This window comes from Carnimonas bestiolae (assembly GCF_051251145.1).
GTDB lineage: Bacteria > Pseudomonadota > Gammaproteobacteria > Pseudomonadales > Halomonadaceae > Carnimonas > Carnimonas bestiolae.
In genome coordinates this window covers 51,650-77,865 of record NZ_JBPCZK010000009.1, presented here as the reverse complement: position 1 = coordinate 77,865, position 26,216 = coordinate 51,650, and the positions used below count along the sequence as shown (strand labels likewise).

General features: G+C 57.5%; 23 protein-coding genes. 15 read left to right on the top strand and 8 right to left on the bottom strand.

The genetic code is table 11. From position 1 onward, the window contains the following. Positions 1-124 precede the first annotated feature (124 nt). Positions 125-376: a GlsB/YeaQ/YmgE family stress response membrane protein gene (locus R84865_RS11115; protein WP_435632381.1), complete on the bottom strand. Its 252-nt coding sequence runs from the start codon at positions 374-376 to the stop codon at positions 125-127. A 338-nt stretch (positions 377-714) separates the two neighbouring features. Here R84865_RS11115 and coaA point away from each other — a divergent pair, with 338 nt between their 5' ends. After that, positions 715-1,662, top strand: a complete 948-nt coding sequence (gene coaA / locus R84865_RS11110; protein WP_435632380.1) for a type I pantothenate kinase — start codon at positions 715-717, stop codon at positions 1,660-1,662. Between the two features lie 97 nt (positions 1,663-1,759). Here coaA and R84865_RS11105 read toward each other — a convergent pair whose 3' ends face one another. Then, positions 1,760-2,566, bottom strand: a complete 807-nt coding sequence (locus tag R84865_RS11105) for a Cof-type HAD-IIB family hydrolase (protein WP_435639699.1) — start codon at positions 2,564-2,566, stop codon at positions 1,760-1,762. A gap of 249 nt (positions 2,567-2,815) precedes the next feature. Between R84865_RS11105 and R84865_RS11100 the strand changes: the two genes are divergently transcribed. The 4 genes from R84865_RS11100 to gpgF all read left to right on the top strand — a co-directional run bounded on the left by R84865_RS11100 (position 2,816) and on the right by gpgF (position 7,993). Further along, complete coding sequence (locus R84865_RS11100; protein WP_435637695.1) at positions 2,816-4,768, top strand: exoribonuclease II; 1,953 nt, start codon at positions 2,816-2,818, stop codon at positions 4,766-4,768. Between the two features lie 212 nt (positions 4,769-4,980). Next, positions 4,981-6,114 carry an N-acetylglucosaminyl phosphatidylglycerol synthase gene (gpgS, locus tag R84865_RS11095; RefSeq protein ID WP_435632377.1) on the top strand — a complete coding sequence of 378 codons (1,134 nt, stop codon included), beginning with the start codon at positions 4,981-4,983 and terminating at the stop codon, positions 6,112-6,114. After that, entirely contained in the window at positions 6,111-6,881 is a 771-nt protein-coding gene (gene gpgD / locus R84865_RS11090; protein ID WP_435639698.1) for an N-acetylglucosaminyl phosphatidylglycerol deacetylase, read from the top strand. The genes gpgS and gpgD overlap by 4 nt, the downstream gene beginning before the upstream one ends. A gap of 77 nt (positions 6,882-6,958) precedes the next feature. After that, the gene (gene gpgF / locus R84865_RS11085) at positions 6,959-7,993 is read left to right on the top strand and encodes a glucosaminyl phosphatidylglycerol flippase (RefSeq protein ID WP_435639697.1); all 1,035 of its coding nucleotides are present in this window, start codon (positions 6,959-6,961) and stop codon (positions 7,991-7,993) included. A gap of 40 nt (positions 7,994-8,033) precedes the next feature. Here gpgF and R84865_RS11080 read toward each other — a convergent pair whose 3' ends face one another. The 6 genes from R84865_RS11080 to R84865_RS11055 all read right to left on the bottom strand — a co-directional run bounded on the left by R84865_RS11080 (position 8,034) and on the right by R84865_RS11055 (position 13,954). Beyond that, on the bottom strand, positions 8,034-8,339 hold the full coding sequence (locus R84865_RS11080; RefSeq protein WP_435632374.1) for a GIY-YIG nuclease family protein: 306 nt from the start codon (positions 8,337-8,339) through the stop codon (positions 8,034-8,036). Continuing rightward, positions 8,332-9,039: a ribulose-phosphate 3-epimerase gene (rpe, locus tag R84865_RS11075; protein ID WP_435632373.1), complete on the bottom strand. Its 708-nt coding sequence runs from the start codon at positions 9,037-9,039 to the stop codon at positions 8,332-8,334. The genes R84865_RS11080 and rpe overlap by 8 nt, the downstream gene beginning before the upstream one ends. Before the next feature lie 94 nt (positions 9,040-9,133). Next, positions 9,134-10,114: an asparaginase gene (locus R84865_RS11070; protein ID WP_435639696.1), complete on the bottom strand. Its 981-nt coding sequence runs from the start codon at positions 10,112-10,114 to the stop codon at positions 9,134-9,136. 403 nt (positions 10,115-10,517) lie between these two features. Further along, on the bottom strand, positions 10,518-12,011 hold the full coding sequence (locus R84865_RS11065; RefSeq protein WP_435632371.1) for an aspartate ammonia-lyase: 1,494 nt from the start codon (positions 12,009-12,011) through the stop codon (positions 10,518-10,520). Between the two features lie 440 nt (positions 12,012-12,451). Further along, positions 12,452-13,102: a TIGR04211 family SH3 domain-containing protein gene (locus R84865_RS11060; RefSeq protein WP_435632370.1), complete on the bottom strand. Its 651-nt coding sequence runs from the start codon at positions 13,100-13,102 to the stop codon at positions 12,452-12,454. A 519-nt stretch (positions 13,103-13,621) separates the two neighbouring features. Next, positions 13,622-13,954: a DUF1820 family protein gene (locus R84865_RS11055; RefSeq protein ID WP_435632369.1), complete on the bottom strand. Its 333-nt coding sequence runs from the start codon at positions 13,952-13,954 to the stop codon at positions 13,622-13,624. A gap of 488 nt (positions 13,955-14,442) precedes the next feature. Here R84865_RS11055 and miaB point away from each other — a divergent pair, with 488 nt between their 5' ends. From miaB to slyA, 10 genes are all read left to right on the top strand, one after another. Then, positions 14,443-15,801, top strand: a complete 1,359-nt coding sequence (miaB, locus tag R84865_RS11050) for a tRNA (N6-isopentenyl adenosine(37)-C2)-methylthiotransferase MiaB (protein ID WP_435639695.1) — start codon at positions 14,443-14,445, stop codon at positions 15,799-15,801. Positions 15,802-15,983: 182 nt separating this feature from the next. Then, a complete protein-coding gene (locus R84865_RS11045; protein ID WP_435632367.1) occupies positions 15,984-16,979 on the top strand; it encodes a PhoH family protein in 996 nt (331 codons plus the stop codon). 29 nt (positions 16,980-17,008) lie between these two features. Then, complete coding sequence (ybeY, locus tag R84865_RS11040) at positions 17,009-17,458, top strand: rRNA maturation RNase YbeY (protein WP_435632471.1); 450 nt, start codon at positions 17,009-17,011, stop codon at positions 17,456-17,458. A gap of 87 nt (positions 17,459-17,545) precedes the next feature. Next, positions 17,546-18,412 carry a CorC family transporter gene (locus R84865_RS11035; protein ID WP_435639694.1) on the top strand — a complete coding sequence of 289 codons (867 nt, stop codon included), beginning with the start codon at positions 17,546-17,548 and terminating at the stop codon, positions 18,410-18,412. 143 nt (positions 18,413-18,555) lie between these two features. Next, the gene (gene lnt, locus R84865_RS11030) at positions 18,556-20,103 is read left to right on the top strand and encodes an apolipoprotein N-acyltransferase (protein WP_435639693.1); all 1,548 of its coding nucleotides are present in this window, start codon (positions 18,556-18,558) and stop codon (positions 20,101-20,103) included. Further along, positions 20,100-20,837, top strand: coding sequence for a YdcF family protein (locus R84865_RS11025; RefSeq protein ID WP_435639692.1), 738 nt, complete (start codon positions 20,100-20,102; stop codon positions 20,835-20,837). Before lnt ends, R84865_RS11025 begins: the two co-directional genes overlap by 4 nt. 266 nt (positions 20,838-21,103) lie before the next feature. Continuing rightward, on the top strand, positions 21,104-23,683 hold the full coding sequence (gene leuS, locus R84865_RS11020; RefSeq protein ID WP_435639691.1) for a leucine--tRNA ligase: 2,580 nt from the start codon (positions 21,104-21,106) through the stop codon (positions 23,681-23,683). Between the two features lie 105 nt (positions 23,684-23,788). Next, positions 23,789-24,385, top strand: a complete 597-nt coding sequence (locus R84865_RS11015) for an LPS-assembly lipoprotein LptE (RefSeq protein ID WP_435632362.1) — start codon at positions 23,789-23,791, stop codon at positions 24,383-24,385. Continuing rightward, positions 24,382-25,446, top strand: coding sequence for a DNA polymerase III subunit delta (gene holA / locus R84865_RS11010; protein WP_435639690.1), 1,065 nt, complete (start codon positions 24,382-24,384; stop codon positions 25,444-25,446). Before R84865_RS11015 ends, holA begins: the two co-directional genes overlap by 4 nt. Positions 25,447-25,739: 293 nt before the next feature. After that, the gene (gene slyA / locus R84865_RS11005) at positions 25,740-26,207 is read left to right on the top strand and encodes a transcriptional regulator SlyA (RefSeq protein ID WP_435639689.1); all 468 of its coding nucleotides are present in this window, start codon (positions 25,740-25,742) and stop codon (positions 26,205-26,207) included. Positions 26,208-26,216: the final 9 nt, after the last annotated feature.

Here is a 26,216-nt window from a genome sequence, read left to right as displayed (position 1 = left end):
AGCGTGGCATGCACCCACAAGCAACGCACCAATAGCGATGGGGGGTCGATAACGCAAACAGCGGGAGCGCTGGACGCTCCCGCTGACTAATACTTGTTGGAACGGCCGGCAATCGGCGCTACGACTAGGCAAATTTCTCGCGGCAGAACGCGAAGCACCACAGCATGATCACTGCGCCGATAATCGCGGTTACCAACGAGCCAATAAAGCCGCCATCGTTGCTCAGCCCTACTAGCCCCAACAGCGGTCCGCCGATGGCACCGCCCGCAACGCCAAGCACCAGATTACCCAGCAGGCCGAAACTATCGCCACGAATCAGCTTGCCTGCAATCCAGCCCGCCAGGCCACCAATAACGACCCAAAGTAGAATTTGCATGGCGTTCCTCCCGAGCTGCGTATAAAAGCGAGCCACGCGGATATTCCGTAGCGCTGATAAACGCGATGATACCTTATGATTACTCATAATAAGTACGAATGCGTTGATTTCAAGACTGCACTGTTTAGCGACGCGGGTGTAGACTTTCGCCCGCTTCCCTTCACATCCAGGTTGTGACAGGGTGTGCAGCGACAGACCAACGCCTCGGCTCGCGCTAGCCTCACGCGCAGCTTTTCAAACGGCGCTATTTCTCGAGAAGCTTGCCCATCAAGCGCGTCGCAATGTCCCCGCGCATGGCTTCCTAACCACGATTTGACCCGTAGCGAGTTGGACATCCCATGCAGTCCTTAGCCACTCCCCACAGCCCTTTCATGCGCTTTGATCGCGAGCAGTGGGCCGCGCTGCGTAACGCAGTGCCAATGACGCTAAGCGCCGATGAAGTCAAAGCACTTAAAGGCATCGACGAAGACTTGTCGATCGACGAGGTAGCGCGCATTTACCTGCCGCTGACGCGTCTTCTAAACCTTTACTTCAATGCTCATCTGCAGCGCGACAACGTACTCGATCGCTTCCTGCATATTCATGAAAAGCGCCCCCCTTATGTGATTGGCATCGCGGGAAGCGTGGCGGTTGGCAAAAGCACCACCGCCAGGGTGCTGCAAGCACTGCTTAGCCGCTGGCCCGAGCGTCGTAACGTCGAGCTGGTGACCACCGATGGCTTCTTGCGGCCCAATCAGGAGCTGAACGATCGCGGGCTGATGCAGGAAAAGGGCTTTCCGTCGTCCTACAAAATGCGCGAGCTGGTCGATTTTGTTGCGCGCCTGAAAGCGGGCTATCCACGTATCGAAGTGCCGCTTTACTCGCATCTGGTGTACGACATTGTCGAAGGCGAACGCAAGGTGATTGAGCAGCCCGATATTGTGATTCTTGAAGGGCTTAACGTGCTGCAAGGATCCAACGATTACCCTGAGGATCACCACCACAACTTCGTATCGGACTACGTCGACTTCTCAATTTACGTCGATGCCCCGCTGGAGCGTCTGCGCGAATGGTACGTGCATCGCTTCATGAAGCTTCGCCAGAGCGTTTTCTCGGACCCGGATTCCTACTTCCACAAGTACGCTCAAATGACCGACGAAGAGAGCGTCGCAACCGCGCAGGATATCTGGTATCGCATCAACGAGCGCAACCTGCGTGAAAACATTCAGCCCACCCGCGAACGCGCCAGCCTGATTCTTACCAAGGGTGCCGGCCATCAGGTAGAGGAAATTTTGCTGCGCAAGTAGCACACTTCCTCACCGCGGCGCGGTCACTCCGCCCCAGATACTGAAAAACGCAGCCTAGGCTGCGTTTTTTTGCACTCCGCTACGCTCTCTTCGGCGCTCAATCAAGCTCGAACAGTGCTCTCAGCTTCTTCGCCACACCGGCCTGATCGTGATGGCCGATCACTTCTCTACCGGGCAGCGCTTCGAACAGCAGCGGGTTGGCGTTTTCCATGATGCAGCCGCCTTCGGCCACCTCGAGCATTTCGATATCGTTAAGGTTATCGCCAAACGCCGTGCATTGTGCCGACGTCATGCCGAGGCGCTCCAGCAACTGCTCCAGTGCTCTGCCTTTATTGACGTTGAGCGCCATCACTTCAAGCGAATTAGGCAACGCATAGGTCAGGTGGACCTGTTTGCCCATGCGCGCACGAATCAATGCTTCTATTTCTGCCAATTGCTCAGCCGGTCCAAGATACAGCACCTTGCACACGTCGCTGCGCGCGTGACCGGCAATGGAAGGATCTATCTGGTACTTGAAACCGGTGCTGTGATGGAAGGCCTCGATGCGCGCATCGCCGCGGTCTATCAGCCATTGATCCGGCGTGTATAGATTGAGTCTCACGCTATCGGGGCGCTCGATGCCGGTTAATTGCGCTACCAGGGAAGGATCAAGCACATGCTCGAACACCAGACGATCGTCGGGATCGTGCAAGCAGGCACCGTTGGAGCTGATGATGCTAGCGCTAACGCCTAGCTGCGCCCGCACCCGCTGAATATCGAGAAAATGGCGGCCTGACGCAATGGCCAACGTAACACCCAACTGTTCGAGCTGTTGAAAGGTCGTAATGGTCAATGGATCAAGCTGATGGCTACGGTTGAGAAGAGTGTTATCAAGATCGCTGACAACCAGTTGCTGAATAGCCATATAGCCTCGCTGAGCTTTAAAAACAGATAAATCGCCAACAACATTATGCCCGATTATGCTTCCAGCGTCGTTGCACGCGCCTTCGGTGAAGGACCGCCGACGTAATACCTTGGTCTATCCCGGTTGTTTCAACCCCGCGTACGGCAAGCAGATTAGCGCCGACCCGCCGCATTTTCCTTGCTTCACTCTTTATCCACCGGGAATGAGTCCTTATGATGTGTGGCTCGACTCGCCAACTGACAGAATTCAATGTTCTCTGATAATCCCCTTCTCGCTCAGCTCAAACAGCAGCTGCACGAAGAAACACCCCGCGTGACCGGCTCCATCAAAGGCACCGACAAAAGCTTCGGCTTTCTCGAAACCGACGATGGCCAGTCCTACTTCATTCCGCCTCCCGCCATGAAACGCGTGGTGCACGGTGACAAGGTCGAAGCGACGTTGCACACCCAAGGGGAGAAGCAGAGCGTCGAACCCGAAACGCTGGTCGAGCCATCGCTTGAGCGTTTTATTGGCCGCATAAAACGACGCGATGGGCGTCTGGGTGTTGCGCCTGACCATCCCTCGATCAACCTGACGCTAAACGCGCGTGCCAAGCGCGGCATCAATGATAGCGATCTCAAGGATGGCGACTGGGTAGTTGCCACGCTGGTACGCCACCCCTTGCGCCCTGACGACCGTTCTTTCCTGGTGCAGGTTGAGGAGCTTATCAGTCAGACAGGCGACCCGCGCGTGCCGTGGCGAGTCACGCTGGCACGCCATCACCTCGAATACGCTTCACCGGTTGAGGATGCGCCCGTTGCACTGCGCGACGAAGGGCTTGAACGCCACGACCTTACCGCACTCCCGTTTTTCACCATCGATAGTCGCACCACTCGCGACATGGATGATGCGCTGCATATCGAAGCGCGCAAAGAAGGCGGCTGGCGCCTGCGGGTAGCGATTGCCGATCCTACCGCTTACGTCGAACAAGGCGACGTTGTCGATAACGAAGCCAGACAGCGCGCTTTCACGGTCTACCTGCCCGGTCAGAACGTGACCATGCTGCCTGAACAGTTGGCCGACGACCTGTGTTCGTTGCGTGAAGGCGAAGATCGCGCAGCGCTCGCCTGTACCATCAACATTAGCGCTACCGGTGAACTGCTCGATTACGACTTCTATGCCGCCACCGTGCGCTCGCACGCACAACTTGCCTACGACGACGTTTCAGATTGGGTCGAAGGCCAAGGAGACTGGACGCCCAGCTTCGAAAACGGCGAACAGCAGCTAGCGCTACTAGCCGACTTCACGCGCGCCCGCCATCAGTGGCGAGTTGAGAATGCGATCGTCTTCAAGGACTTCCCCGACTACGCGTTCGAACTCGACGAAGCCGGCAACCTGCTTAACGTCAAGGTGGAGCCACGTCGCATCGCTAACCGCATGATCGAAGAGTCGATGATCATCGCCAACGTTGCCTGTGCCCGACTGCTGTCCGAAAAAGTGGGTCTTGGCGTCTTCAATATCCATCGCGGCGTAGCGCAAGAGAAGCTCGATCAGGCATTGGCGTTCTTTGCTCAGCACGACATCGACGTTAGCCGCGAGCAGCTCACCGAGATCGATGGTTGGCGCGAACTGCGTCAGCGTCTAGATCAGCGCGAAGAAGATCCCTGGTTCGAGGCGCGGATACGCCGCTTACAGGGCTATACGGTCATGGAAATGACCCCCGGGCCCCATTTCGGCATGGGCCTGGCGGCTTACGCCACCTGGACGTCGCCGATCCGTAAGTACGGCGACATGATCAACCACCGGCTGATCAAGGCGCTGCTGCTCGATCGCCAGCACCCATTGACCGATACCGATGCGCTCACTGCGCACCTGTCGGATCGTCGGCGTCTCAATCGCATGGCAGAGCGCGATGTGAAGGATTGGCTCTACGTACGCTACCTAACGCCCGCGGTCGAGGCTGCCACCTCCTTCACCGGCGAGGTGGTGGATATTCGCCGCGGCGGCATGCGCGTACGCCTGGTCGATAATGGCGCTTCAGCGTTCATCCCCGCCTCCTTCCTGCACGCTGATCGCAGTGGGCTGGCCATCGATGACAAAGAAGGCACTATCGCTATTCAGGGCGAACAGCGCTACCGCCTGGGCGATACCGTCAAGGTAGTATTGGTAGAAGCACGTGAGGACACGCGGTCACTGATCGCGCGACCTGACGCCGCCGAATAGCGTTAGGTGGCAAGGGCGCTTTTCCTCTAGGAAAGGCGCCCTTCGTGTATCACACCGAACGTCAATCTGGCGACAGCTATATGTCTCTATATAATTGGCTGTCGTCAAATTGACACCGTTATATGAACACCGCGCTCGCCGCCCTATGACGGGCGTCGAGGCAACAGGACCCGGCGCGCGATTTCCGCGTGCCTGCAGGAGGTAGCGGCAGCGTGCATATTGCCGATGTAACCATGTTTTACGCCCCGTCGAGCGGCGGCGTGCGTACCTATCTGGATGCCAAGCGCCAACGGCTCAAGCAGCTGGAAGGCGTGCGGCATACCTTGGTAGTGCCCCTTACTGAGGGCACCGCCTCCTCGTCGTCCGATGACGTCATCCGCGTTCCTTCCGCACCGCTGCCGTTCAGCAATGGCTATCGCTTCCCGCTACGTCGCGGCCCCTGGATCGAACGTCTGGTTAATCTGCAGCCGTCCATCATCGAAGCAGCCGACCCTTACGTTGCCGGCTGGGCCTGTTTGGAGGCCGGACGCAAGCTGGATATTCCGGTGATTGGTTTTTACCATTCCGACCTGCCCGAGATGATCGGTAGCCGTTTTGGCAACTTTGCCCGCCGCAAGCTTCAGGGGTACGTGAACAACCTCTATAACCGCTTTGAACGGGTGCTAGCACCTAGCCAGGTGATGGCCGACACCCTTTCCGATATGGGGGTGCGCAATGTCCATGTACAGCCGCTTGGCGTCGATTCCAGCCTCTACTGCCCGAGCAAGCGTGATCCGCGCATCCGCGAAGCGCTCGAGCTTGCGCCCGACACCCGCCTGCTGATTTTCGCCGGACGCGGTTCGCACGAGAAAAATCTGCCAGTACTGCTCGACACCATGCGTCATCTCGGCAGCGGCTATCATCTGCTGATGATCGGCTCCAATATGCCATCACAAGTGCCCGACAATGTATCGGTAATCAATCACTTCGTACCGCAGCAAGAACTGGCACGCTATTTCGCCAGTGCCGACGCGCTGCTGCATGCCGGCACCAACGAGACCTTCGGTCTGATTGTATTAGAGGCAATGGCCAGTGGACTGCCGGTAGTCGTAGCGCGAGCGGGTGCACTGCAGGAAAACGTGACCGAGCGCTTTGGCAGGCTGAGTCGTCCGCACGATGCTGTCGACATGGCCGCCGCGGTAGCAGATTTATTTGCTCACGATGCCGCGGAGCTGGGCCGTCAGGCCCGCCTCGAGGTGGAACGCCATCACGACTGGTCGGCGGTGGTTGATAGCGTCATGCATCAATACCGCGACGCACTGGGCATTAGCGAAGCGCCGCCGCTGCAAGAGGCCTTTAACTCATGAGCACTTCCTCACAGCAGTCCTTCATCGTCGCGCTGCACGATATCGCGCCGCAAACCTGGCAGGATTATCGTCCCTTCGTGGACCGCATGGACGCGCTCGGCAACGTGCGCATGAGTTGGCTGGTAGTGCCCGATTTTCATCACCAAAGTGCCACCTTCGAAGATCCCGCGTTTCTTGATCTGCTCGAAAGCCGCCTCGCTAAAGGCGACGAACTGGTGCTGCATGGCTACTATCATTGCGACGACGCGCCAGCGCCCAAAACAGTGCGTGACTATTACATGCGTAGGCTCTATACCTACGAAGGTGAGTTTTATCCGATTGACGAGCAGCAGGCACGCGAGCGGCTTGAGCGTGGCATCGAACTCTTCGCTCAGCGTCGCTGGCCACTTGACGGTTTTGTGGCTCCCGCTTGGCTGATGGGCGAAGGTACTCGCAAGGCGCTGAAAGAGCTGCCGTTTCGCTACACCAGCGACCCGGGGCACTTCTACGAGCTGCCGTCATTTACCGCGCATCGAGTCCCGACGCTAGTGTGGAGCGCACGCGCCGCGTGGCGCCGGGCGATGTCGAAAGTTGTTAACGACGTATCAAAATGGCAGTACCGGCAGCTTCCTACCATTCGGATGGGGCTGCACCCTATCGATATGCGTTTTGATTCTTCGCGCGAATACTGGCATCGCTGTGTCGAGCAGTTGCTTAACAAGGGCTATGTGAGTGAAACCAAGCGCGATTGGTTTGATCGCAACATCGGTAAGCGTTCTACAGCATGACGTTTGTAAGCAACATCAGCGTTACCCCATGACCTCGCCCGTTATTTGATCGTTTTTTTACTGCGAATAGGATCTGCATGCATCGCACACTATGGCTGCTGCTCGCTGGACTAGTGCTGGTTATCAGCATTCCGCTGATACTCGGCGGCGGCCAGCTTTGGCACGAGCTCGTGAACTTCCCGCTCGACATGCTGGCGCTGATGGTAGCCATGATCTTCGTGTGCTGGTTCTTGAATGCAGCCAAGCTCAAGGTATTGCTGGCGGGCCGCTCGGGCCATCTTACTCACCGTGAAGCGATGGGCGTGGTGATGGCGACCGAGTTTGCCATCTGTGCGACGCCAGGCGGCGCTGGCGGCCCCCTTACGCTGATCGCGCTAATGAAGCAGCGCGGCATGCGCCCTGCGCAAACCACCGCGGTATTTGCCGTCGATCAGATGATTGACCTGCTGTTCTTCTTCACCTCCATGACGGCGATGCTGATTTACATCACCATTCGCGCGATCAATGTTGAGTTCGGCTGGATGCTTGGCATGCCGGTCATCCTGATGGCTACCGGCCTTACCCTGCTGGTGCTGCTGGCGCGCTATCAAACCAGGGTGATTCGCGGTATTGCATGGCTGTTGCAGCGGCTGAGAATGCGCGAAGATCGCCGTCGTCGGCTGCTACGGCGTTTGCTGGTATTTCGCGATGCGTTGAGAGAAACCTTGCGCATGCCCCGCCACCTGCTGCTATCGGCGTTTATCTTTGGGGTGCTGCACTGGATCGTGCGCTACAGCGTGCTTTATTTCACACTGGTGGGCTTGGGCAAGCCGTTGGACTGGGGCTGGACCTTCCTGGTACAGATGCTATCAATGGCAGCCGGCCAGTTAACCCTGCTGCCTGGCGGTGCGGGCGGTGCCGAGCTCAGCTCGCTAGCGATGCTGTCGCCGCTGGTGGGGCAGCACGTGGCCGCTGCCGCCATCTTGATTTGGCGGGCAGTTACCTACTACTTCTATCTGATTGCTGGCGCACCGGTCTTTCTGATGCTGGCGGGCAAGCCGCTGATCCACCGCGTATTCAAGTTCGGCAAGGATAAACAATCCGAAAATCCGCCGTTGGAAAAGCAGCGCTAGTGCCCGCGTCGAGCAAGCATCCACTGTGCTGAAAGTAGACTTAGTCGTCTAACGCCAGCGCTTTTTCCAGCCACTGCCGCCCTTCTACCACCGCTAGCTTGTCAGCCCGCGCGAGCTGCTTGAACGCATACTCGCGCTTGAGGGCCATCGAGCGATCGCCTACCGGTACCGAAAAACGCAGCGTTAGCGGCCCTTTTCCACGCAGCGCACGGGCACCGCGCTTGCCTTCACAGTGCTCGTTGAAACGCCGCTCAACATCGGTGGTGATACCGGTGTAAAGCCTACCAGCCGCCGTTTCAATGACGTACAGCCACCACTCGCCGGTGGCTGTCGCCCGCTCAGACATTCGCCAGTTTTGCCTTGAGCTCACCGATAATGCTGTCGTAGCCGTGCGCATCGGCGTCGGAATGCGCGCTGAAAATGGCCGAGCCCGCCACGAAGGTGTCGGCGCCCGCTGCAGCAATGTCAGCAATGTTGTCGAGCTTCACCCCGCCATCCACTTCGATGTGAATATCCTTACCGCTGCGGTTAACGAGTTCTCGGGTCTGCTTCAGTTTTTCGAGCATTTCAGGAATAAACGCCTGACCACCGAAGCCCGGATTAACACTCATGATCAGGATCATGTCGATTTTATCGAGCACGTAGTCGAGATAGTGCAGCGGCGTGGCAGGGTTGAACACCAGCCCGGCGGTCAGGCCGCCCTCTTTGATAAGCTGCAGAGAGCGATCGATGTGCTCGGTGGCTTCCGGATGAAAGCTGATGTGGCTAGCGCCAGCTTCGATGAAGGCTTCAATCAAGCCGTCCACCGGGCTAACCATCAAATGCACATCGATGGGTAGCTCAACGCCTGTACGCTCCATGTGCTTTTTAAGCGCCGCGCACACTGAAGGACCGATGGTCAGGTTGGGAACATAGTGGTTATCCATTACGTCGAAATGGATAAGATCAGCCCCGCTTTTGATTACCGCTTCGACTTCATCTCCAAGCCGCGCGAAGTCGGCTGACAAAATGGAAGGAGCAATACGATAGGAAGTAGCTGCGGCCATCAGAGCCTCTCCAAGCTAGGTAGTTGAATTGCCATAGGGATGGCGACGTATTGGCGCGCAATATCGCCATCACTGATTGGGTTAGTTTACTGGATCAGACGCTGCCGTGCTCGCCTAGCACGTTTTGTCGCAGCCAATAGCGGCGCTGTTCGGCATCAAGCTCGGCGCTGCAGCACCAGTAGAGCTTGCCAAGGGCTGCTTCACGTGTCATTCGGCCAGCCCCGATAACGCCTGCCTTGGCGAGCCGAGAACCTGCTGCATAGGTATCGAAAACCACATTGCCCTGTGCACATTGTGAAATTGCCAGTAACAGCACCCCGCGCTCTGCCGCTCGCTCGAATGCCGCCATCAGTGCGCTGTTCTCACTCGGCGCCGTGCCACTGCCGTAGCACTCGATCACCAGACCATCGACTGCCTGCAATAGTGGCTCGGCGTAGGCGGCCTGAATGCCCGGAAACAGCGTTAATGTGGCAACCTGTGGCGATGCATCGGCGTTGATCCTGAGGTTGCCTAATTTCGCTAACTGCGTGTTCGCAGATGCGTGCGTATCCTCCCACGCCGGTACGAAGGCGTGACGCCCTGTGCTTCTCACCTTGCGGCAGTTCCATGCAGCCATACAGATGTCGTGAAAGAACACTTCAACGACCGGCGTCGAGATTTGCTCGAATGCAGTCAGCGCGCCAAAGAAATTCTCCCAGGCATCACTTTGTGGCGCACCGGCGGGCAGCATCGAACCGGTAATAATCACCGGAATATCGAGCGTTGCCAGCAGAAAGGCCAACGCACCGGAGGTAAAGGCCAGGGTATCGGTGCCGTGCAGAATCACTACCCCTGATGCGCCCTGCCGTCGAGCTTCCCAGCACTCTTGTGCCAACCGCTGCCACTGCGGCTGAGTCATGTTGGCGCTATCGATTAACGGTGCCAACTCTTTCAGCTGCCACTCGGGCATCTGCGGCGCGTCACTGCGCTGGGCCTGCGCCGCACGTGCTAACGCCTCGAATCCCGAAGCGGGCGCCAACCCATCGGCACTGGGCTGCATGCCAATGGTGCCGCCCGTGTAGAGAATGTGAATCATATCAACTGCCTATACGTGCTAATTGCTATTATCGTGAATCTATTATTGCCCTATGCCGCTGAGGTAGCGCAGCCCCGCAGGCTGGCCGTTTCAGCAGCGCGTCGATAGCACCATGAATAGCTGGGCGAAGCGCTTGGCTGATGCTGCGAAGGCGCGCTTAGTATAACGCACACGCGGTACCGAATGCGGTGGTCGATGCGCACGGCAGGCTTTCGATAGGTGCTTTCGAGAGCTGCTTGTCGCGTGCGTTTCGGCAGCGCATTGGCCGCTATCCGGCAATATCCATACTCGCCGACAGCTCATCAAAAACGCCCATCCGAAAGCATCGAATGGGCGCGCGTCGCACTGGTGATCAGTTTGTCACCTGCGCTAGAAGGCGTATCGCCGAATAACCTGCGACGGCTCAGCCTTTGGCGTGAGGATTGACCATGTTCTCGGGGCTCATGATCCGGCTCAATTGGGCATCATCAAGCAGTTGCTCTTCTTTCACCAGATCGAGCACGCTGCGATTTTCGTGCAGCGCTCGCTTCGCAAGCCGGGTCGCGTTTTCATAGCCAATATAGGGATTGAGCGCCGTCACCAACCCAATCGAATTTTCGACCAGGTGATGGCAGTGATCAGCATTTGCGGTGATGCCGTCGATGCAGCTACTGCGCAGCATGTCCATGGCACGTCCCAGCGAGCGTACCGAATCGAACATTTTGTACGCGATCAATGGCTCCATCACGTTGAGCTGCAACTGCCCTGCCTCGGCGGCCATGGTAATCGCCGTATCGTTACCGATCACCTCGAAGGCTACCTGGTTGACCGCTTCAGGAATAACCGGATTCACCTTGCCAGGCATAATCGAGCTGCCTGGCTGACGCGGCGGCAGGTTGATCTCATTGATACCGGTACGCGGACCGCTGGAGAGCAACCGCAGGTCGTTACAGATTTTCGACAGCTTCACGGCCAGGCGCTTCAATGAGCCCGAATACAGCACGAACGCACCCATGTCCCAAGTGGCTTCGATCAGATCGGCTGCGGGAACCACCGGCTGTTTGCTGATACGCGCCAGCGCCTCGACAGCAAGCTTCTGATAGCCATCAGACGCATTAATACCGGTGCCAATGGCGGTACCGCCCAGATTGACTTCGACGAACAGCTCGGGCGCCTGGCGTTTCATGCGCTCAAGATCTTCACGCAGCGTGGTAGCGAAGGCATGGAACTCCTGCCCGAGCGTCATCGGCACCGCGTCCTGCAGCTGAGTGCGGCCCATTTTCACCACACCGGCAAATTCTTCCCCTTTGGCGGCAAATGAATCGCTCAACTGCTCAAGGCTTTTCCACAGCCCCTGCTGACCCAGCAGCAGCCCCAGACGGATGGCGCTGGGATAGGCATCGTTGGTGGACTGCGCCATGTTAACGTGATTATTGGGATGCAGGTGCGTGTACTCACCCTTGGCGTGCCCCAAGTATTCAAGGCCAATATTGGCGATGACCTCGTTGGCGTTCATATTGGTGGAGGTACCTGCGCCCCCTTGAATCATGTCCACCACAAACTGGTCGTGATAGCGCCCTTCGATCAATTGCTCGCACGCGTAGCGGATGGCCTCATAGCGGCGATCATCCAGATCGCCCAACTGATGGTTAGCTTCAGCAGCCGCCAGCTTAACCATGCCCAACGCCACGATAAGGCGCGGATGATGCGACAGCGTTACGCCTGATAGCTTGAAGTTACGCATCGCGCGCAGCGTTTGAATGCCGTAATAGACGCCATCGGGCACATCCAGTTCACCCAACAAATCGTGCTCGCGGCGGAAAGCCTCGGGCGTTGCAGCCGGTTGTTCGCTATCGTCGAGCACATCAGCACCGGGCCGGGTCATTTCCTGCAAGGATTGATCGTTAACGTCTACCATGGCATCCACTTTCTAGTTAGGAGGGAATCACCGTCTCACTGAACGGTGATGAAAGAGTCGACACAGAGCGTAACGCCAGCCTGACAGCCTGCCCAATGCGGGATTGAGTTACGCTATGCGCAACCGGCATCGTCTCCCCCGCACGCTTGGGAAACTAATAGCGCACATTTCCCTGCGCCAGCGCCTAGTCTCCCGTCTCGCTATCTCGTTGAGCAAGGCGTTTGCACGAGATAAAAAGTGGCCTAACCGGCGTCAACACCTGCTGCTGCCAGCAGGGTGTCACTCCGGCGCATCTCAGCACCAATTAAGCTATGGCTACCAACGGGCGTAAAAAAAGCGCTCACCGAGTGGCAAGCGCTTCGATTAGCCGATACGCATGGCAAGCGCTCAAGCGTTAGGTGCGCCGAGCGTAGACAACATGCACACCAGGCCAGGCGGAGTTAGAACCAGTTGCCCTTGCGCTTCTTACGCTTGGGTATCATGTTCGGCAATACGAGCCCCAACAGCAGGCCGATTCCACCCACGCTGCCGCCGTAGGCGAAGTAGCGCATTAGTACTTGCTGGCGCTCGTTCCCCACCTGAGCTTTGGCGTCGCGTGCATCGGCTTGCGCACTTTCAAGCTGCTGGTTAAGGCGACTACGGGTGCCCTCCAACTCCTCGATGTACTGCTTCTGACCGTCGATGTTCTGCTGCATCGACGCTACCTTGTTCTTCCACTCATCGTCGATACCATCGAGTCGCTTGGTCAGTTCCGCCACCTGCTGCTCCAGCTTGGGCGCGCGGGCGCTGGCACCTTCATTCTCTTGCAGTTGGTCGCTGGGAATCCACACGCTATCGCCGCTATCGGTACGAATTTGGGTGTAGTCGTTTTGGCTCGACAGTACGGTAACCGGTTGCCCCGCATTTACCTTGCCAACGATGCGATAGCCGTCGGTAGGCCCGCTGCGAACAAACGTCGACAGATTATCGGTGACCCAACGGTCAGACGAGGCCGCGCAGGCTTCGCCGGCAACACCGGCCGCAGCGGCGGTGAGAAGCGCGGCGGCTGCGTAGCGGGAGAAGGCGGACTTAGTGCGTTGAAAAGACGACATATCAGACATGAACATTATGCTAACTTAATATGGAATTTGATTTTTTAAACAGTCACTTATACACGTAAAAACAAGACTACTTGCACTAGCGTGACAACGTAAACAGGGTGCACCACTCACACGACACACCCCAGCAAAAAAAGCCACCAATAAAGGCTGGCAATGCCTCATCTGCGGATTAGCGCTTGCAAAAGATGATCGCGCTATATTGATCGTACCGCGTATCGATCCTTGCGACATTAACGCTATCTATTATAACAAGCCTCGACGGGCTGCGCGGCTTGAGGTGTCCGATGTTGCGATCAAGGCGCGCGGCACGCTATATGTCTCAAAAAAAACGGTTATTCGGGCGCAAGCGCAGCGCTCACGTAGCAGCAAAGGGGGTACGAGCGGTTGCTTCCTATGCGCCTGAACAACAAGGGCAGAATAATGCTCGCTTCCCATTCGGCGCTAACGCTGATGGTGGCGCTTGAACGGCCAGACAGTCGACGGAAGCGGTCCGCTGCGCGCCGCTCTGAATCAATCGTCCGACGGCTTGCGCGGCCATTGGGCCGGCTGCGGAAAACTGGCAATCTTGCCGTCGCTTTTGAAGGTTTTTGCTTCACCTTCGCGCTCAACTTCGTCAATGCGCACGATCATATTAACGGGAAGATAGCTACGCTTAACGTCTTCGAAGGTGCGCCGAAGTTTATCGGTGGACGTATCGATAACGAGTTTAGCGGTGTCGCTGAAGACAAATTCTTCTACTTCCAGAAAGCCCCACAGATCGCTTTGGTAAATCTCGCGAGCGTAGAGCTCCCATACTTCACCCTGCTGATGAACGATAACGCGGTAAACAGGTTTTACTGACATGCTTTTTCCATCATGGTTAACGTCGAAGGCACCGCAGCTGCGGATCGCCCAAGCGAGCCTATCTCGATTGCCTGATTGGCGCTGTCGATGATACCTCTGCAACAGGCTAACCATGCGTTCGGCTAACGCAGCGCTGACTGCGTTCAGCTGGCTCCAGGCGACACTCTGTAAGTGTCTGCCAAGCGGCGCACAGCGTAACATGGCACGGGGTTTGGTCGCACAGGCATAATGACCGTATAATATCGCCCCCTGGCGTAGTAGCAGCGCAACCGCAGGCAGTTTTGCCGCTCGTGGCGAGGCGCCCACCAACAACAGCAACGTTGGCATCTATTCGAGAGCAGGCGCTGTCAGTTAGCGACACATCGCAACGTGATGGCCTCTGCCTGGCGCATCATTCCCGGGCTGCGACTTGCGGCCACTTTTTCACCGTCTATTCACCCACCTATCCGGCGTGAATAGCTCTGGCTTGGCATTTATTGGCGAACGGCATGGCAAAAAAACTCTTCATCAAAACCCACGGCTGCCAGATGAACGAGTACGACTCGGCACGCATGGCGGACCTGCTTGGCGAATCACACAAGCTCGAACTGACGCACGACGAAAGCGAGGCGGATGTCATTCTGCTGAATACCTGCTCTATCCGTGAAAAAGCGCAGGAGAAGGTATTCCACCAGCTTGGACGTTGGAAAAAGCTCAAGGAAAAGAACCCCGATCTGGTGATCGGTGTGGGGGGATGTGTGGCCAGTCAGGAAGGTAGCGCTATCCAAAAGCGTGCACCTCACGTCGACCTGGTATTCGGCCCGCAAACCCTGCATCGCGTGCCGGACATGATCAACAGCCGCAGCACTCCCATCGCAGGCAGCGGCGGTATTCAGGTGGTCGATGTGACCTTCCCTGAAATCGAAAAGTTTGATCGCCTGCCGGCGCCGAAGAGCGAAGGTGCCAGCGCGTTCGTTTCAGTGATGGAAGGCTGTTCGAAGTATTGCTCGTTCTGTGTAGTGCCCTACACGCGCGGCGAAGAAATTTCGCGCCCGTTCGAAAGCGTCATCGACGAGTGCATCCATCTGGCCGGCCAGGGCGTGCGCGAAATCAATCTACTGGGACAAAACGTTAACGCCTACCGCGGCCTTGATGAGTTTGGCGAAGAGGTAGATTTGGCCGAGCTGATTGCAACGGTAGCGGGCATCGACGGCATTGATCGCATTCGCTTCACCACCTCGCATCCGGTCGAATTCAGCGAAAGTCTGATTCAGGCCTACGCTGAAGTGCCCGAGTTGGTCAGCCACCTGCACCTGCCGGTGCAGTCGGGCTCCAATCGCATCCTCAAGGCGATGAAACGCGGCCACGAACGCGACATGTACATCGATAAGCTCGAGCGCATTCGCGCGCTGCGTCCCGATATCAGCTTCTCATCCGATTTCATTATTGGCTTCCCCGGCGAAACCGACGACGACTTCGAGCAGACCATGGATTTGGTCGAGCGCATTGGCTTCGACCAGTCGTTCAGCTTCATTTATTCGAAACGTCCCGGCACTCCCGCCTCGGCACTGCCTGATGACACCTCAGAAGAGATCAAGAAAGCACGCCTGGCGCGACTGCAGAAAACCATCAACCTGCAGTCGCAGCAGATTTCGCGCCGCATGGTAGGCAATACCGAGCGCATTCTCGTCACCGGTTTTTCGCCCAAGGATCCCGGCGAGCTGTCAGGCCGTACCGAAAACAACCGCGTGGTTAACTTCAAAGCCGCCAACCCCATCGAGCTGATCGGCTATTTTGTTGACGTTGAAATTACCGAGGCCTATGCCAACTCATTGCGCGGCGAATTGCTGTCGGCGGAGCGCTATTAAAAGCCCCTCGGCAAGCTTGTGGCAAAAGATCTACAGGGGTGTGCGCGTTGCTTGGTAGCAATGCGGTTGTGCAGCATACCAAGTGCACGTGTACACTCATCTTGTACCAACCTTCTGCGTTCGTCATGAACCTACGCAGCACGCTGAATACTCCGTTTTCCTCGATTTGGAGACACTAACCGTTGAGTCAGGATACCGCCACTAACCATCGTGTTCTGCAGCTAGCTCTGGAACCCAACGATCCCATGCGTCTTGCCACGCTAAGTGGTCAGCAGGACGAAAACCTGAAACTGGTCGAGGAAGGCCTTGCGGTGACCATCCGTAATCGCGGCAACACCTTCCAACTGGCGGGCCCCAACAAGCAGGTGAAGTCTGCTGCCAACATTCTCGAGCAGCTTTACCATGAGACCGAAGGGGGCGATCTGACGCCCGATACCGTGCATCTATTCATTCGTGAATCAGGCATGGAAAGCGCAGAAGGCGTCGACGAGCACCAGCGCGGCGATGTCATCATTCGCACCCCCAAGCTGATGATCAAACCACGCGGCTTGAACCAGCAGGACTACGTGCGAGCAGTGCGTCAGCATGACATCAACTTCGGCGTTGGCCCGGCCGGCACCGGCAAAACCTACCTTGCCGTTGCGGCAGCGGTCGAAGCACTCAACCAGCAGCAGGTTCAGCGTATTCTGCTGGTGCGGCCAGCAGTCGAGGCAGGTGAGAAACTGGGCTTTTTGCCGGGCGATCTGGCTCAAAAAATCGATCCCTACCTGCGCCCTCTTTACGATGCTCTCTACGAGACCATCGGCTTCGAGCAGGTCAACAAACTGATTGAGCGTCAGGTAATTGAAATCGCGCCGCTGGCCTACATGCGTGGCCGTACCCTCAATAATGCCTTCATCATTCTTGATGAAAGCCAGAACACCACCCGCGAACAAATGAAAATGTTCCTGACCCGCATTGGCTTCGGCTCGACCGCGGTGATTACCGGCGATATCACCCAGATTGACTTGCCGCGCGGGTCAAAATCGGGGCTCACTCACGTGCTGGGCGTGCTCGACAATGTGCCGGGCATCAGCATCACCCGCTTTCTGTCGAAGGACGTGGTGCGCCACCCGCTGGTACAGCGCATCATCGATGCCTACGACCGTTTTGAAAGTGAGAGTGAAGCCGAATCGTGAGTCACCCCCCTATTACTGGCGAAATCGATATGCAGGTAGCGGTGGAATTTTCACCGCTGCCCAAACCAAGCCAGCTCGAACAATGGTTCAGCGTCGTGCTGGCGGCCCATCCTAACGATCAACGCACCGAAATGACGGTGCGCTTTGTCGAAGAGGACGAAAGCCGCACGCTGAATCACACCTATCGCGGCAAGGACTCATCTACCAACGTGCTCTCCTTCCCGTTCGAAGCACCTCCCGGCGTGCCGCTACCCTTACTGGGCGATCTGATCATCAGCCCCCACGTGGTCGAACGCGAGGCCCTTGAGCAGCACAAGCCGCTGATCAATCACTTTGCGCACATGGTCATCCATGGCACCTTGCATTTGATGGGCTATGACCATATTGAAGATGACGAAGCAGAGGAAATGGAAGCACTCGAGCGCCAACTGCTGGCCCAGCTCGATATTCCTGATCCTTACGCACTGGATGCACCCTAACCCCTTGGCAAAGGGCTATACTCTGCGCTGCATAAGCTACTTACCCAAGCGCACCATCCCTGATAAAGAGGACAAGAGACCGCCGTCATGAGCGACGACCGATCGGCTGACCACAGCAGTAAAAACTGGCTTGAACGCGTAATCCAAGCGTTTTCCAACGACTCCGACGAGCCCACTAGCCGCGCTGAACTGCTGGAATTCCTGCGTGAGACAGGACCCAGGTTCGATCTCGATGGCGATGGCCTGGCAATTATCGAGGGCGCATTTGCCATCACCGATCAGCAGGTGCGCGATGTCATGATCCAGCGCTCGCAGATCGAGGTGATTCGCGCCAATCAAAGCGTCGACGATTATCTGTCGATGATTCTCGACTCAGGCCATTCGCGCTATCCGGTCGTCGACGAAGACCTTGATGACGTTATCGGTATCCTGCTGGTCAAGGATTTGCTGCCGCTGATCAACAAGTCGCAGGCGGAACGCGACAACTTTAACTTAAGCGATATCCTGCGCCCCGCCATTTTCATTCCCGAATCCAAGCGGCTTAACAGTCTGCTCAAGGAATTCCGCGACACCCGTTCGCACATGGCGATTGTGGTCGACGAATACGGTGGCACTGCCGGTATCATAACCATCGAAGACATTCTCGAGCAGATTGTTGGCGATATCGAAGACGAGCACGATATCGACGATGACGATGAAGTTCGCGAATTGGGCAGCGACGTTTATGCGGTCAAAGCGATTCTTAGCATCGAAGATTTCAACGAACGCTTTGGCACTGCCTTCCCCGATGAAGAATTCGATACCGTTGGCGGACTGGTAATGCAAAGCTTCGGCCACCTGCCCGAGCGGGGCGAATCCACCGTGCTCGACGGCTGGCACTTTGCCGTGACCAATGTCGATAATCGTCGCCTGCACTGGCTGAAGGTATCGCGCAGCGCCACTCAAAGCGCCTGACAATATTCCGGCGGCCGTCGCGCCGCCCTGCCTTATTCACCGTCCTGTCACTGCTTGCCCCGCCTAGCGGACGCAGCCGGTGATGGGGCGGCACCCTTTTTAACTACCCACATGGCATGACTGCCATCAACGAGGAGCAGTACATGGCTCGGTTATGCACCTCTCTCTGCCGCTGCCGCTGGGCGTGCTGTCTGGCAGCGCTGCTGCTGGGCGCGCTGACCACGCTCACCTTCGCCCCATTTGGGCTATGGTGGCTAGCACCGCTACTCTGCGCGCCACTGTTTGGGCTACTGCGCGGCACCACGGTGAAGCGCGGCATGCTATTGGGCTACTGCTACGGCCTCGGGCTTTTCACCAGCGGCGCCTCATGGGTCTATGTGTCCATCCATGACATAGGCGGTTCTCCGATGCCGCTGGCGCTGGTCATGACCGCCCTCTTTGTCGCTGGGCTAGCGCTGTTCTATTTGATCGTCGGTGCCTTCTATCGGCTGCTATCACCACGCGCGTCGGTGCTCGAGCCGCTCACTTTTGCCGCCGCCTGGACACTGGGTGAGGTGTTTCGTGGCTGGTTCCTGACCGGCTTCCCCTGGCTGCTGCTGGGAACGTCGCAAGTGGAGGGTCCGCTGGCTGGCTATGCGCCGATCGGCGGTGTTTTCCTGATCAGCTTTGTTATCGCGCTCAGCGGCGCGCTGTTATGGCAGCTGTTCACCCGCCGCCACTATTGGCTGGCGGCTCCTCTGATCGCACTATGGGTGATTGGGCTGATACTGCCAACGCGCTGGCTCGACGCTGAGCCGCGCGCGCTTTCAGTGGCACTAGTACAAGGCGACCTGCCGCAAACCATGAAGTGGAGCGTGGGCGGCGTGCAGAATGCGGTGAATCGTTATCTCGATCTGACGCGAGAACACGCCAGCGATGCAGAATTGGTGGTATGGCCTGAAGTGGCACTGCCGCTTACCGAAGGTGAGGCGCGCCCTATCTTTGCCACCGCTCAATCGACCATGCGCCCGCACTCGACCCTGATCAGCGGCATTCTGACTCGTCAGTCCACTGGCACCTTCAACAGTGCAGTGGCCTACGATCAAAGCGCTCCGCAAGGACAGCTGCGCACCGCGTATGCCAAGCACCGGCTGGTGCCCTTTGGTGAATACGTACCTCTGCCCGGGCTGCTGCAGCCGATCATCCAACTGCTGGGACTGCCCGCCCCCTATGTGATTCAGGGGCCCGCCGACCAACCGCCGTTGCACGCCGACGCGCTGCGCATAGGTATGGCAATTTGCTATGAAATTGCCTACCCCGATCTGGTTCGCGATCAAGCGCGCCACGCCAATGTGCTGATGACCATTTCCAATGACAGCTGGTTCGGGCACTCCATCGGGCCGTTGCAGCATATGCAGATGGCACAGATGCGCGCACTGGAAAACAACCGCTACCTACTGCGTGATACCAGCAACGGCTGGACTGGCGTTATTGGGCCCGATGGCAAACTGCTCAGCGACATACCGCGCTTCGAGCCCGGCGTACTGAATGCACAGGTGCACCCGATGCTCGGCGAAACGCTATTTACCCGCACCGGTAGCCTGCCGATCATTCTGATCAGCATCGTGCTGGCTGCCGCCGGGGCATTGGCATCACGCTACCGCCGCGCCCGCGATCAGCGCGCGCAGCACGATGAAGCCTCGCCCCAATGACCAGCACTACCCTGCTGTCGCTGTTAAAGGCACTGCTGTTTCCGCCCGGCGGCGTGGTGGTCGGGCTAGCGGTCGCGGCCCTGCTCGCGCGCGGGTGGCCGCGCGTAGGCGCCGCAATGGCGGTAGTGATTGGTGTGGTGTTTCTGCTGCTGTGCATACCACGCGTTAGCCTGTGGCTAAGCGCTCCAATCGAGCGCGTTAGCGCCGCCGCCCCTGCACAGTGGAACCGGGCCGGTGCGATTGTGGTGCTTGGGGGTGGGCGCGCTGCCGCCTCTTCCAAGGAATCCGAGCGGCTTAATCTGGACAGCTTTGCTCGAGTGGCTGAAGCAGCGCGAATCGCACGTGCGACCAAGCTTCCTTTACTGTTGACCGGAGGTGCGCCAGGCGGCGAGCGCCGCTCGGAAGCACAGCTAATGGCGCAGGCGCTTGACCAAAGCTTCGCGCAGCAGCCACGCTGGCTGGAAAACGACAGCCGCAACACCGCTGAAAATGCCCGCTACAGTGCCACGATATTGAAAGAGAACGGCATCGACACGGTAGTGTTGGTGACCACCGCTTTCCATATGGCGCGTGCACAGCGTGATTTTGAGCGCGCGGGAATCCACGTGATCGCAGCCCCCACAGGATTCTCCAGCGCGCCGCCGGGCGTGTTGGGTTGGCTTCCTTCAACGCTTGGCCTGGCGCAAAGTCAGCGTGCACTGCATGAGGCTATTGGCTGGCTGGTCGGACGCTAGGCGCATTTCGCATCAGCAGGGCGCGTTATAGTCTCCTTCCATTAGCCACAGGCGGCAACGCGGCAAGCGCTATCTGTCGCCGTCTCGGTAAGGTATGCTAGCGGCACTGGAATTTTTAATCGTTCGCGGCCTATATGGCGGAGCGTCATTGGACGGCAGCCAGCCATCTGTCCAATCGCCCCCACCAGCGAGCGACGATCGACCCATGGCAGCCGTGCATTGCAGCGCGGTTTGCGACAACAACTTCACGGTGTAGAAATCACGCAATGGAAGCACAGTATTCACCTGCCAACGTTGAGCGTACGGCGCAGCAATTTTGGGAAAAGAACCGCTGTTTTAAAGCGATCGAAGACGCCAACCGCGAAAAATACTACTGCTTGTGCATGTTCCCCTATCCCAGCGGCAAACTGCACATTGGCCACGTTCGCAATTACACCCTCGGCGATGTTATTGCCCGCTTCCAACGTATGCAGGGCAAAAACGTACTGCAACCAATGGGATGGGACGCATTCGGCATGCCTGCCGAAAACGCCGCTATCAAGCATCAGGTAGCCCCCGCCAAATGGACTTACTCGAACATTGCCGATATGCGCGATCAGCTCAAGGCGCTGGGCTTTGGCTACGACTGGGATCGTGAATTCGCCACCTGTGACCTCGACTATTACCGCTGGGAACAGTGGTTCTTCACCAAGCTGGTCGAAAAAGGTCTGGTCTATAAAAAGAACTCTACCGTTAACTGGGACCCGGTCGATCAAACCGTACTGGCCAACGAGCAGGTAATCGACGGTCGCGGCTGGCGCTCAGGCGCCAAGGTTGAGCGTCGCGAAATTCCGCTGTGGTTTTTGAAAATCACCGATTACGCCGAAGAGCTGCTGGCGGATCTCGACAAGGTCGAGTGGCCTGAACAGGTCAAGACCATGCAGCGCAACTGGATCGGTAAATCGAAGGGGATCGAGCTCGACTTTGAAGTCCCTGAGGTAGGCGAAGAGCTGCGCCGTCTGACGGTCTTCACCACCCGTCCTGACACCCTGATGGGCGTTACCTATGTGGGCATTTCCGCCGACCATCCGATTGCCAAGCGCGCCAGCGAAATCGATCCAGCAATTATGGAATTCTGTAAGGAGTGCCGTTCTGGCGGCACCTCTGAAGCTGATCTGGCGACCATGGAAAAACGCGGTATGGATACCGGCTATGTCGCTCGGCATCCTATTACCGGTGACGAAGTTCCCATCTACATCGCCAACTTCGTACTGATGGAATATGGCACCGGCGCGGTAATGGCAGTGCCCGCCCACGACCAGCGCGATTGGGAATTCGCCAACAAATACGACCTGCCCATCACTCCGGTTATCGCCGACCTTGACGGCAACGAGCCTGACGTTAGCGAAGGTGCCTATACCGAGCACGGTCAGTTGATCAATTCGGGCGAATTTGACGACATGCTGTTCGACGAGGCCTTCACTGCCATTTCCCGTCAGCTCGACAAGGAAGAAAAAGGCCGCGTTCGCATCAACTTCCGCCTGCGCGACTGGGGCGTTGCCCGTCAGCGCTACTGGGGCGCCCCTATTCCGATCAAATACGGTGCTGAAGGTGAAACCGTCCCCTTGACCGATGCCGAACTGCCGGTGGCGCTGCCCACCGAAGTCGAGATCGATGCCAGTGGTTCACCGCTGAAGAAAATGCGCACCTTCTACGAGATGGGCGAAGGCTGGACACGCGAAACCGACACCTTCGATACCTTCATGGAGTCGTCCTGGTATTACGCGCGCTTCTGCTGCTCCGATAACAAGGAAGCGATGCTCGACGGTCGCGCTAACTACTGGCTGCCGGTCGATATCTATATTGGCGGCATCGAGCACGCCATTTTGCACCTGCTCTACGCCCGCTTCTTCCACAAGCTGATGCGCGATTTCGGCATGGTCGAAAGCGACGAGCCCTTCCAGCGCCTACTCACTCAAGGCATGGTGATCGCCGAAACCTTCTATCGCGACAATGAAGACGGCAGCAAGGAGTGGTTCAACCCGCTCGATGTCGTTGTTGAGCGTGACGAGAAAGGCAACGTAACGCGCGCCACGCTGGAATCCGACGGTGGGCTGGTTAACGTGGGCGGCATCGAAAAGATGTCGAAATCGAAAAACAACGGCGTCGATCCTCAATCGCTGATCGATCGCTTTGGCGCCGACACCGTGCGGCTGTTCATCATGTTCGCCGCCCCTCCCGAACAGTCGCTCGAATGGTCTGATTCAGGCGTCGAAGGTGCTCACCGCTTCCTCAAGCGCCTATGGAAGATCACCTTCGATCATATCGAGCAAGGTGAACCGGGCCACATTGTTTCTGCCGAACTGAACGATGCACAGCGTGAACTGCGGCGTAAAACCCACGAGACCATCAAGAAGTGCACCGATGATATTGGTCGCCGCACCACCTTCAACACCGCCATTGCTGCGGTGATGGAGCTGACCAACGCGCTCGGCAAATTCAGCGACGATACCCTTCAAGGCTTGGCGGTATCGCGTGAAGCCGTCGAAGCCTGCGTTATACTGCTGTCGCCCATTACTCCGCATATTTGCCACTCGCTGTGGCAGGAGCTTGGGCACGACACCGCGCTGATCGATACACCATGGCCGGAAGTCGACGAGAAAGCGCTGAAACGCGACTCGATGACGCTGGCCGTGCAGGTCAACGGCAAGCTGCGCGCCAAGCTGGAGCTGCCCGCTGATGCCGATCAGGTTACTATCGAATGTGAGGCACTATCCAACGAAAACGTGCGCCGTCACGTAGAGGGCAAAAGCATTAACAAGGTGATTGTCATTCCCGGCAAGCTGGTCAATATCGTCGCTAGCTAACGCCAGCGTGCGAACGGCCACTCAGCCTTAACGCTTTGTGCAATGCTATTCTCGGCGGTCGCCTCACCCCAGTGCGCCCGCCGGCAACATTCAAGGAGATATCGCTTGACTCGCGCAACCCAACATCGCCGCAGCCCTCTGCTGGCCACGCTACTGGCAGGCTCACTGTGCGCGCTGACGCTGAGCGGCTGCGGCTTCCAGCTACGCGGCATCGATAACGAATCACGCCCAATCGTTCAGCATCTGCAGCTCAATATCCAGGGGGATACCCCGCAAAACGCGGTCGCACGCGAGCTACGTCAGCGTTTGGAAACTGCCGGTGTAAGCGTTGATAGCTCAGCCAGTCTTGAGCTTAATGTGGGCGCTCCCGAGTACGACGAAAGCCAGGTGGGCTACGGTGGCTCCGGCGGCAATCAGGAACGCAACATATCGCTGCGCGTGCCCTTCTCGGTACAGCGTACGACAGACGGCGCTTATGTAATTGACGGACAGGTCGTGCAAGTGAACGGTACTTACAACACCAGTACCAGTCAGCTGCTACAGCGTGATCAGGAGCGCGATCAATTGCAGCGCCGCTTGTCGCGCGAAGCTGCCAGCCAGCTAGTCGAACGTCTGCGGGCAGCCTCAGCCAGCTCGAACGCTGATATTTTGTCACCAGGTACACCTTCAAGCTCTGCCTCCTCCACTTCCGAGGCCCAATGAAGGTATTCCCTGACAAACTTGGCGATCAGCTCGCCAACCAACGGCTCTCACCGGTATTTATCGTTGCCGGTGACGAGCCGCTGTTGCATATGGAAGCCTGTGATGCCATACGCCGCGCTGCGCGAGACAACGGTGCCGATGAGCGTGAAATCCTTGAGGTCGAGCCAGGTTTCAATTGGGGGCAACTGGTAGAAACCTCACAGTCGCTATCGCTGTTTTCTTCCAAGCGTCTGATTGAGCTACGGTTGGGTTCTCAATCGCCGGGGCAGGAAGGCGCCAAGGCGCTGGAGGCATATGCCGCCAACGCCAAGCAGAGCGACGACGTGCTGTTGATCAGCGCGGCGCGACTCGACTACCGCACCCAGCAAAGCAAATGGTTCAAGACGCTGGATGCACAGGGCGTCTTCGTGCCGGTGTGGCCAATCGATTTCAAGCGCCTGCACTACTGGATTGCCGATCGCGCGCGGCGCTACCAGTTGGAGCTCGACAATGAAGCCTGCCACTCGCTTGCCGAGCGCTATGAAGGCAACCTGCTGGCACTCGATCAGTCGTTAATCAAGCTGCAACTGCTGTATCCTCCGCACAGTCGTCTAAGTCTTGAGCAGATTGAGGGCGATACCGGCGACGGCGCGCGTTTTGATGTGTTCACCTTGACCGATGCCTGTATCGCTGGCGATCGCGCCCGCGCGCTGCGCATTGTCGCCGGTCTGCGTGCTGAAGGTATCGAAGCGCCGGTAGTGCTATGGGCGCTCACCCGAGAGCTGCGCACGCTGCTGTCATTGCGTCAGCACATCGATCAGGGGCAAAGTTTCGAGCATGTCTGCAAACAGCATAAACCGCTGATTATCGAGCGCCGTCGTCCTGCCTATCAAAGCGCGCTGAAGCGCTTGCCGCGAGCGCGCTTGCACCGGCTGTTAACCTTCTGCCAACGCCTTGATCTTGCAGTGAAAGGCGCCATATCTATCCCACTGTGGGATGGACTGGCCGATGTCTCGCTTACCTTGGCAGGCGGCCGCGGGCTGCTTTGCGAATGGCGCGATGCTTATCGAAGCACCGGATAACATTTCCCGCGGGCTGTTCACTCAGCAGCGAAACGCAGTAATATTAATAAACCATTACGAAAACTGTCGTGGTGGCACACTTCGCGGCCCTCCAAGGGCCGCGCAGGTTCTCGAAGGGCAGCGTACCGAGAGTGAGGCACCTTGCCACTTCCAATTTCGCAGTGTCTTGAAAGGTGTGGGAAGCAAGCTGAACAGCCCTAAACGTGAATATTAAGCGCTTCTGACAGACCTTTAAACAACAACTAGAATCAAGACACATACCCAAGTTTTACTATCCTTGACGCACATGGATTATGACCAGTTCTCACGATAGCCGCGCCGCCAAAGCGGAAAAAATTGGCCAACACATCGCTCGCTTCCCTCGCCATTGGCGTGCCGTATTGGATGATCGACTGGCTCCGCTTGGGCTAACCCAAACGCGCTGGGTAACGCTTTATTGCCTCGCCAAGGGTGGAGAAGGTGCCGTTCAGCGCGAGTTAGCCTCCACTATCGGTGTCGAAGCACCTTCGCTGGTGCGCACGCTCGACCAGCTTGCCGAACAGGGCCTGATCGAGCGGCGCCAGTGCGGCGACGACCGGCGCTCCAAACGTGTCTATCTGACCGCCAACGCCACGCCCTTGATCAAGAAGATGGAAACCATCGTGCGCAAAACGCGTATGGAGCTTCTACAAGGGGTCGACGAGAAGGATATCGATATCCTGATCAACATCCTCGATAAACTCGACCACAACTGCTCGCTGCTTTTGGATCAAAAGCGCTAGTCGGCAAGT

Coding starts and splice junctions, on each gene's coding strand:
- R84865_RS11065 (WP_435632371.1), bottom strand. CDS start 12,011: ATGGTAGACGTTAACGATCAATCCTTGCAGGAAATGACCCGGCCCGGT.
- R84865_RS11100 (WP_435637695.1), top strand. CDS start 2,816: ATGTTCTCTGATAATCCCCTTCTCGCTCAGCTCAAACAGCAGCTGCAC.
- R84865_RS11055 (WP_435632369.1), bottom strand. CDS start 13,954: ATGTCAGTAAAACCTGTTTACCGCGTTATCGTTCATCAGCAGGGTGAA.
- leuS (WP_435639691.1), top strand. CDS start 21,104: ATGGAAGCACAGTATTCACCTGCCAACGTTGAGCGTACGGCGCAGCAA.
- R84865_RS11105 (WP_435639699.1), bottom strand. CDS start 2,566: ATGGCTATTCAGCAACTGGTTGTCAGCGATCTTGATAACACTCTTCTC.
- R84865_RS11025 (WP_435639692.1), top strand. CDS start 20,100: ATGACCAGCACTACCCTGCTGTCGCTGTTAAAGGCACTGCTGTTTCCG.
- slyA (WP_435639689.1), top strand. CDS start 25,740: ATGACCAGTTCTCACGATAGCCGCGCCGCCAAAGCGGAAAAAATTGGC.
- R84865_RS11035 (WP_435639694.1), top strand. CDS start 17,546: ATGAGCGACGACCGATCGGCTGACCACAGCAGTAAAAACTGGCTTGAA.
- miaB (WP_435639695.1), top strand. CDS start 14,443: ATGGCAAAAAAACTCTTCATCAAAACCCACGGCTGCCAGATGAACGAG.
- R84865_RS11070 (WP_435639696.1), bottom strand. CDS start 10,114: ATGATTCACATTCTCTACACGGGCGGCACCATTGGCATGCAGCCCAGT.
- gpgD (WP_435639698.1), top strand. CDS start 6,111: ATGAGCACTTCCTCACAGCAGTCCTTCATCGTCGCGCTGCACGATATC.
- R84865_RS11115 (WP_435632381.1), bottom strand. CDS start 376: ATGCAAATTCTACTTTGGGTCGTTATTGGTGGCCTGGCGGGCTGGATT.
- coaA (WP_435632380.1), top strand. CDS start 715: ATGCAGTCCTTAGCCACTCCCCACAGCCCTTTCATGCGCTTTGATCGC.
- gpgF (WP_435639697.1), top strand. CDS start 6,959: ATGCATCGCACACTATGGCTGCTGCTCGCTGGACTAGTGCTGGTTATC.
- ybeY (WP_435632471.1), top strand. CDS start 17,009: ATGCAGGTAGCGGTGGAATTTTCACCGCTGCCCAAACCAAGCCAGCTC.
- R84865_RS11060 (WP_435632370.1), bottom strand. CDS start 13,102: ATGTCGTCTTTTCAACGCACTAAGTCCGCCTTCTCCCGCTACGCAGCC.
- holA (WP_435639690.1), top strand. CDS start 24,382: ATGAAGGTATTCCCTGACAAACTTGGCGATCAGCTCGCCAACCAACGG.
- rpe (WP_435632373.1), bottom strand. CDS start 9,039: ATGGCCGCAGCTACTTCCTATCGTATTGCTCCTTCCATTTTGTCAGCC.
- R84865_RS11080 (WP_435632374.1), bottom strand. CDS start 8,339: ATGTCTGAGCGGGCGACAGCCACCGGCGAGTGGTGGCTGTACGTCATT.
- lnt (WP_435639693.1), top strand. CDS start 18,556: ATGGCTCGGTTATGCACCTCTCTCTGCCGCTGCCGCTGGGCGTGCTGT.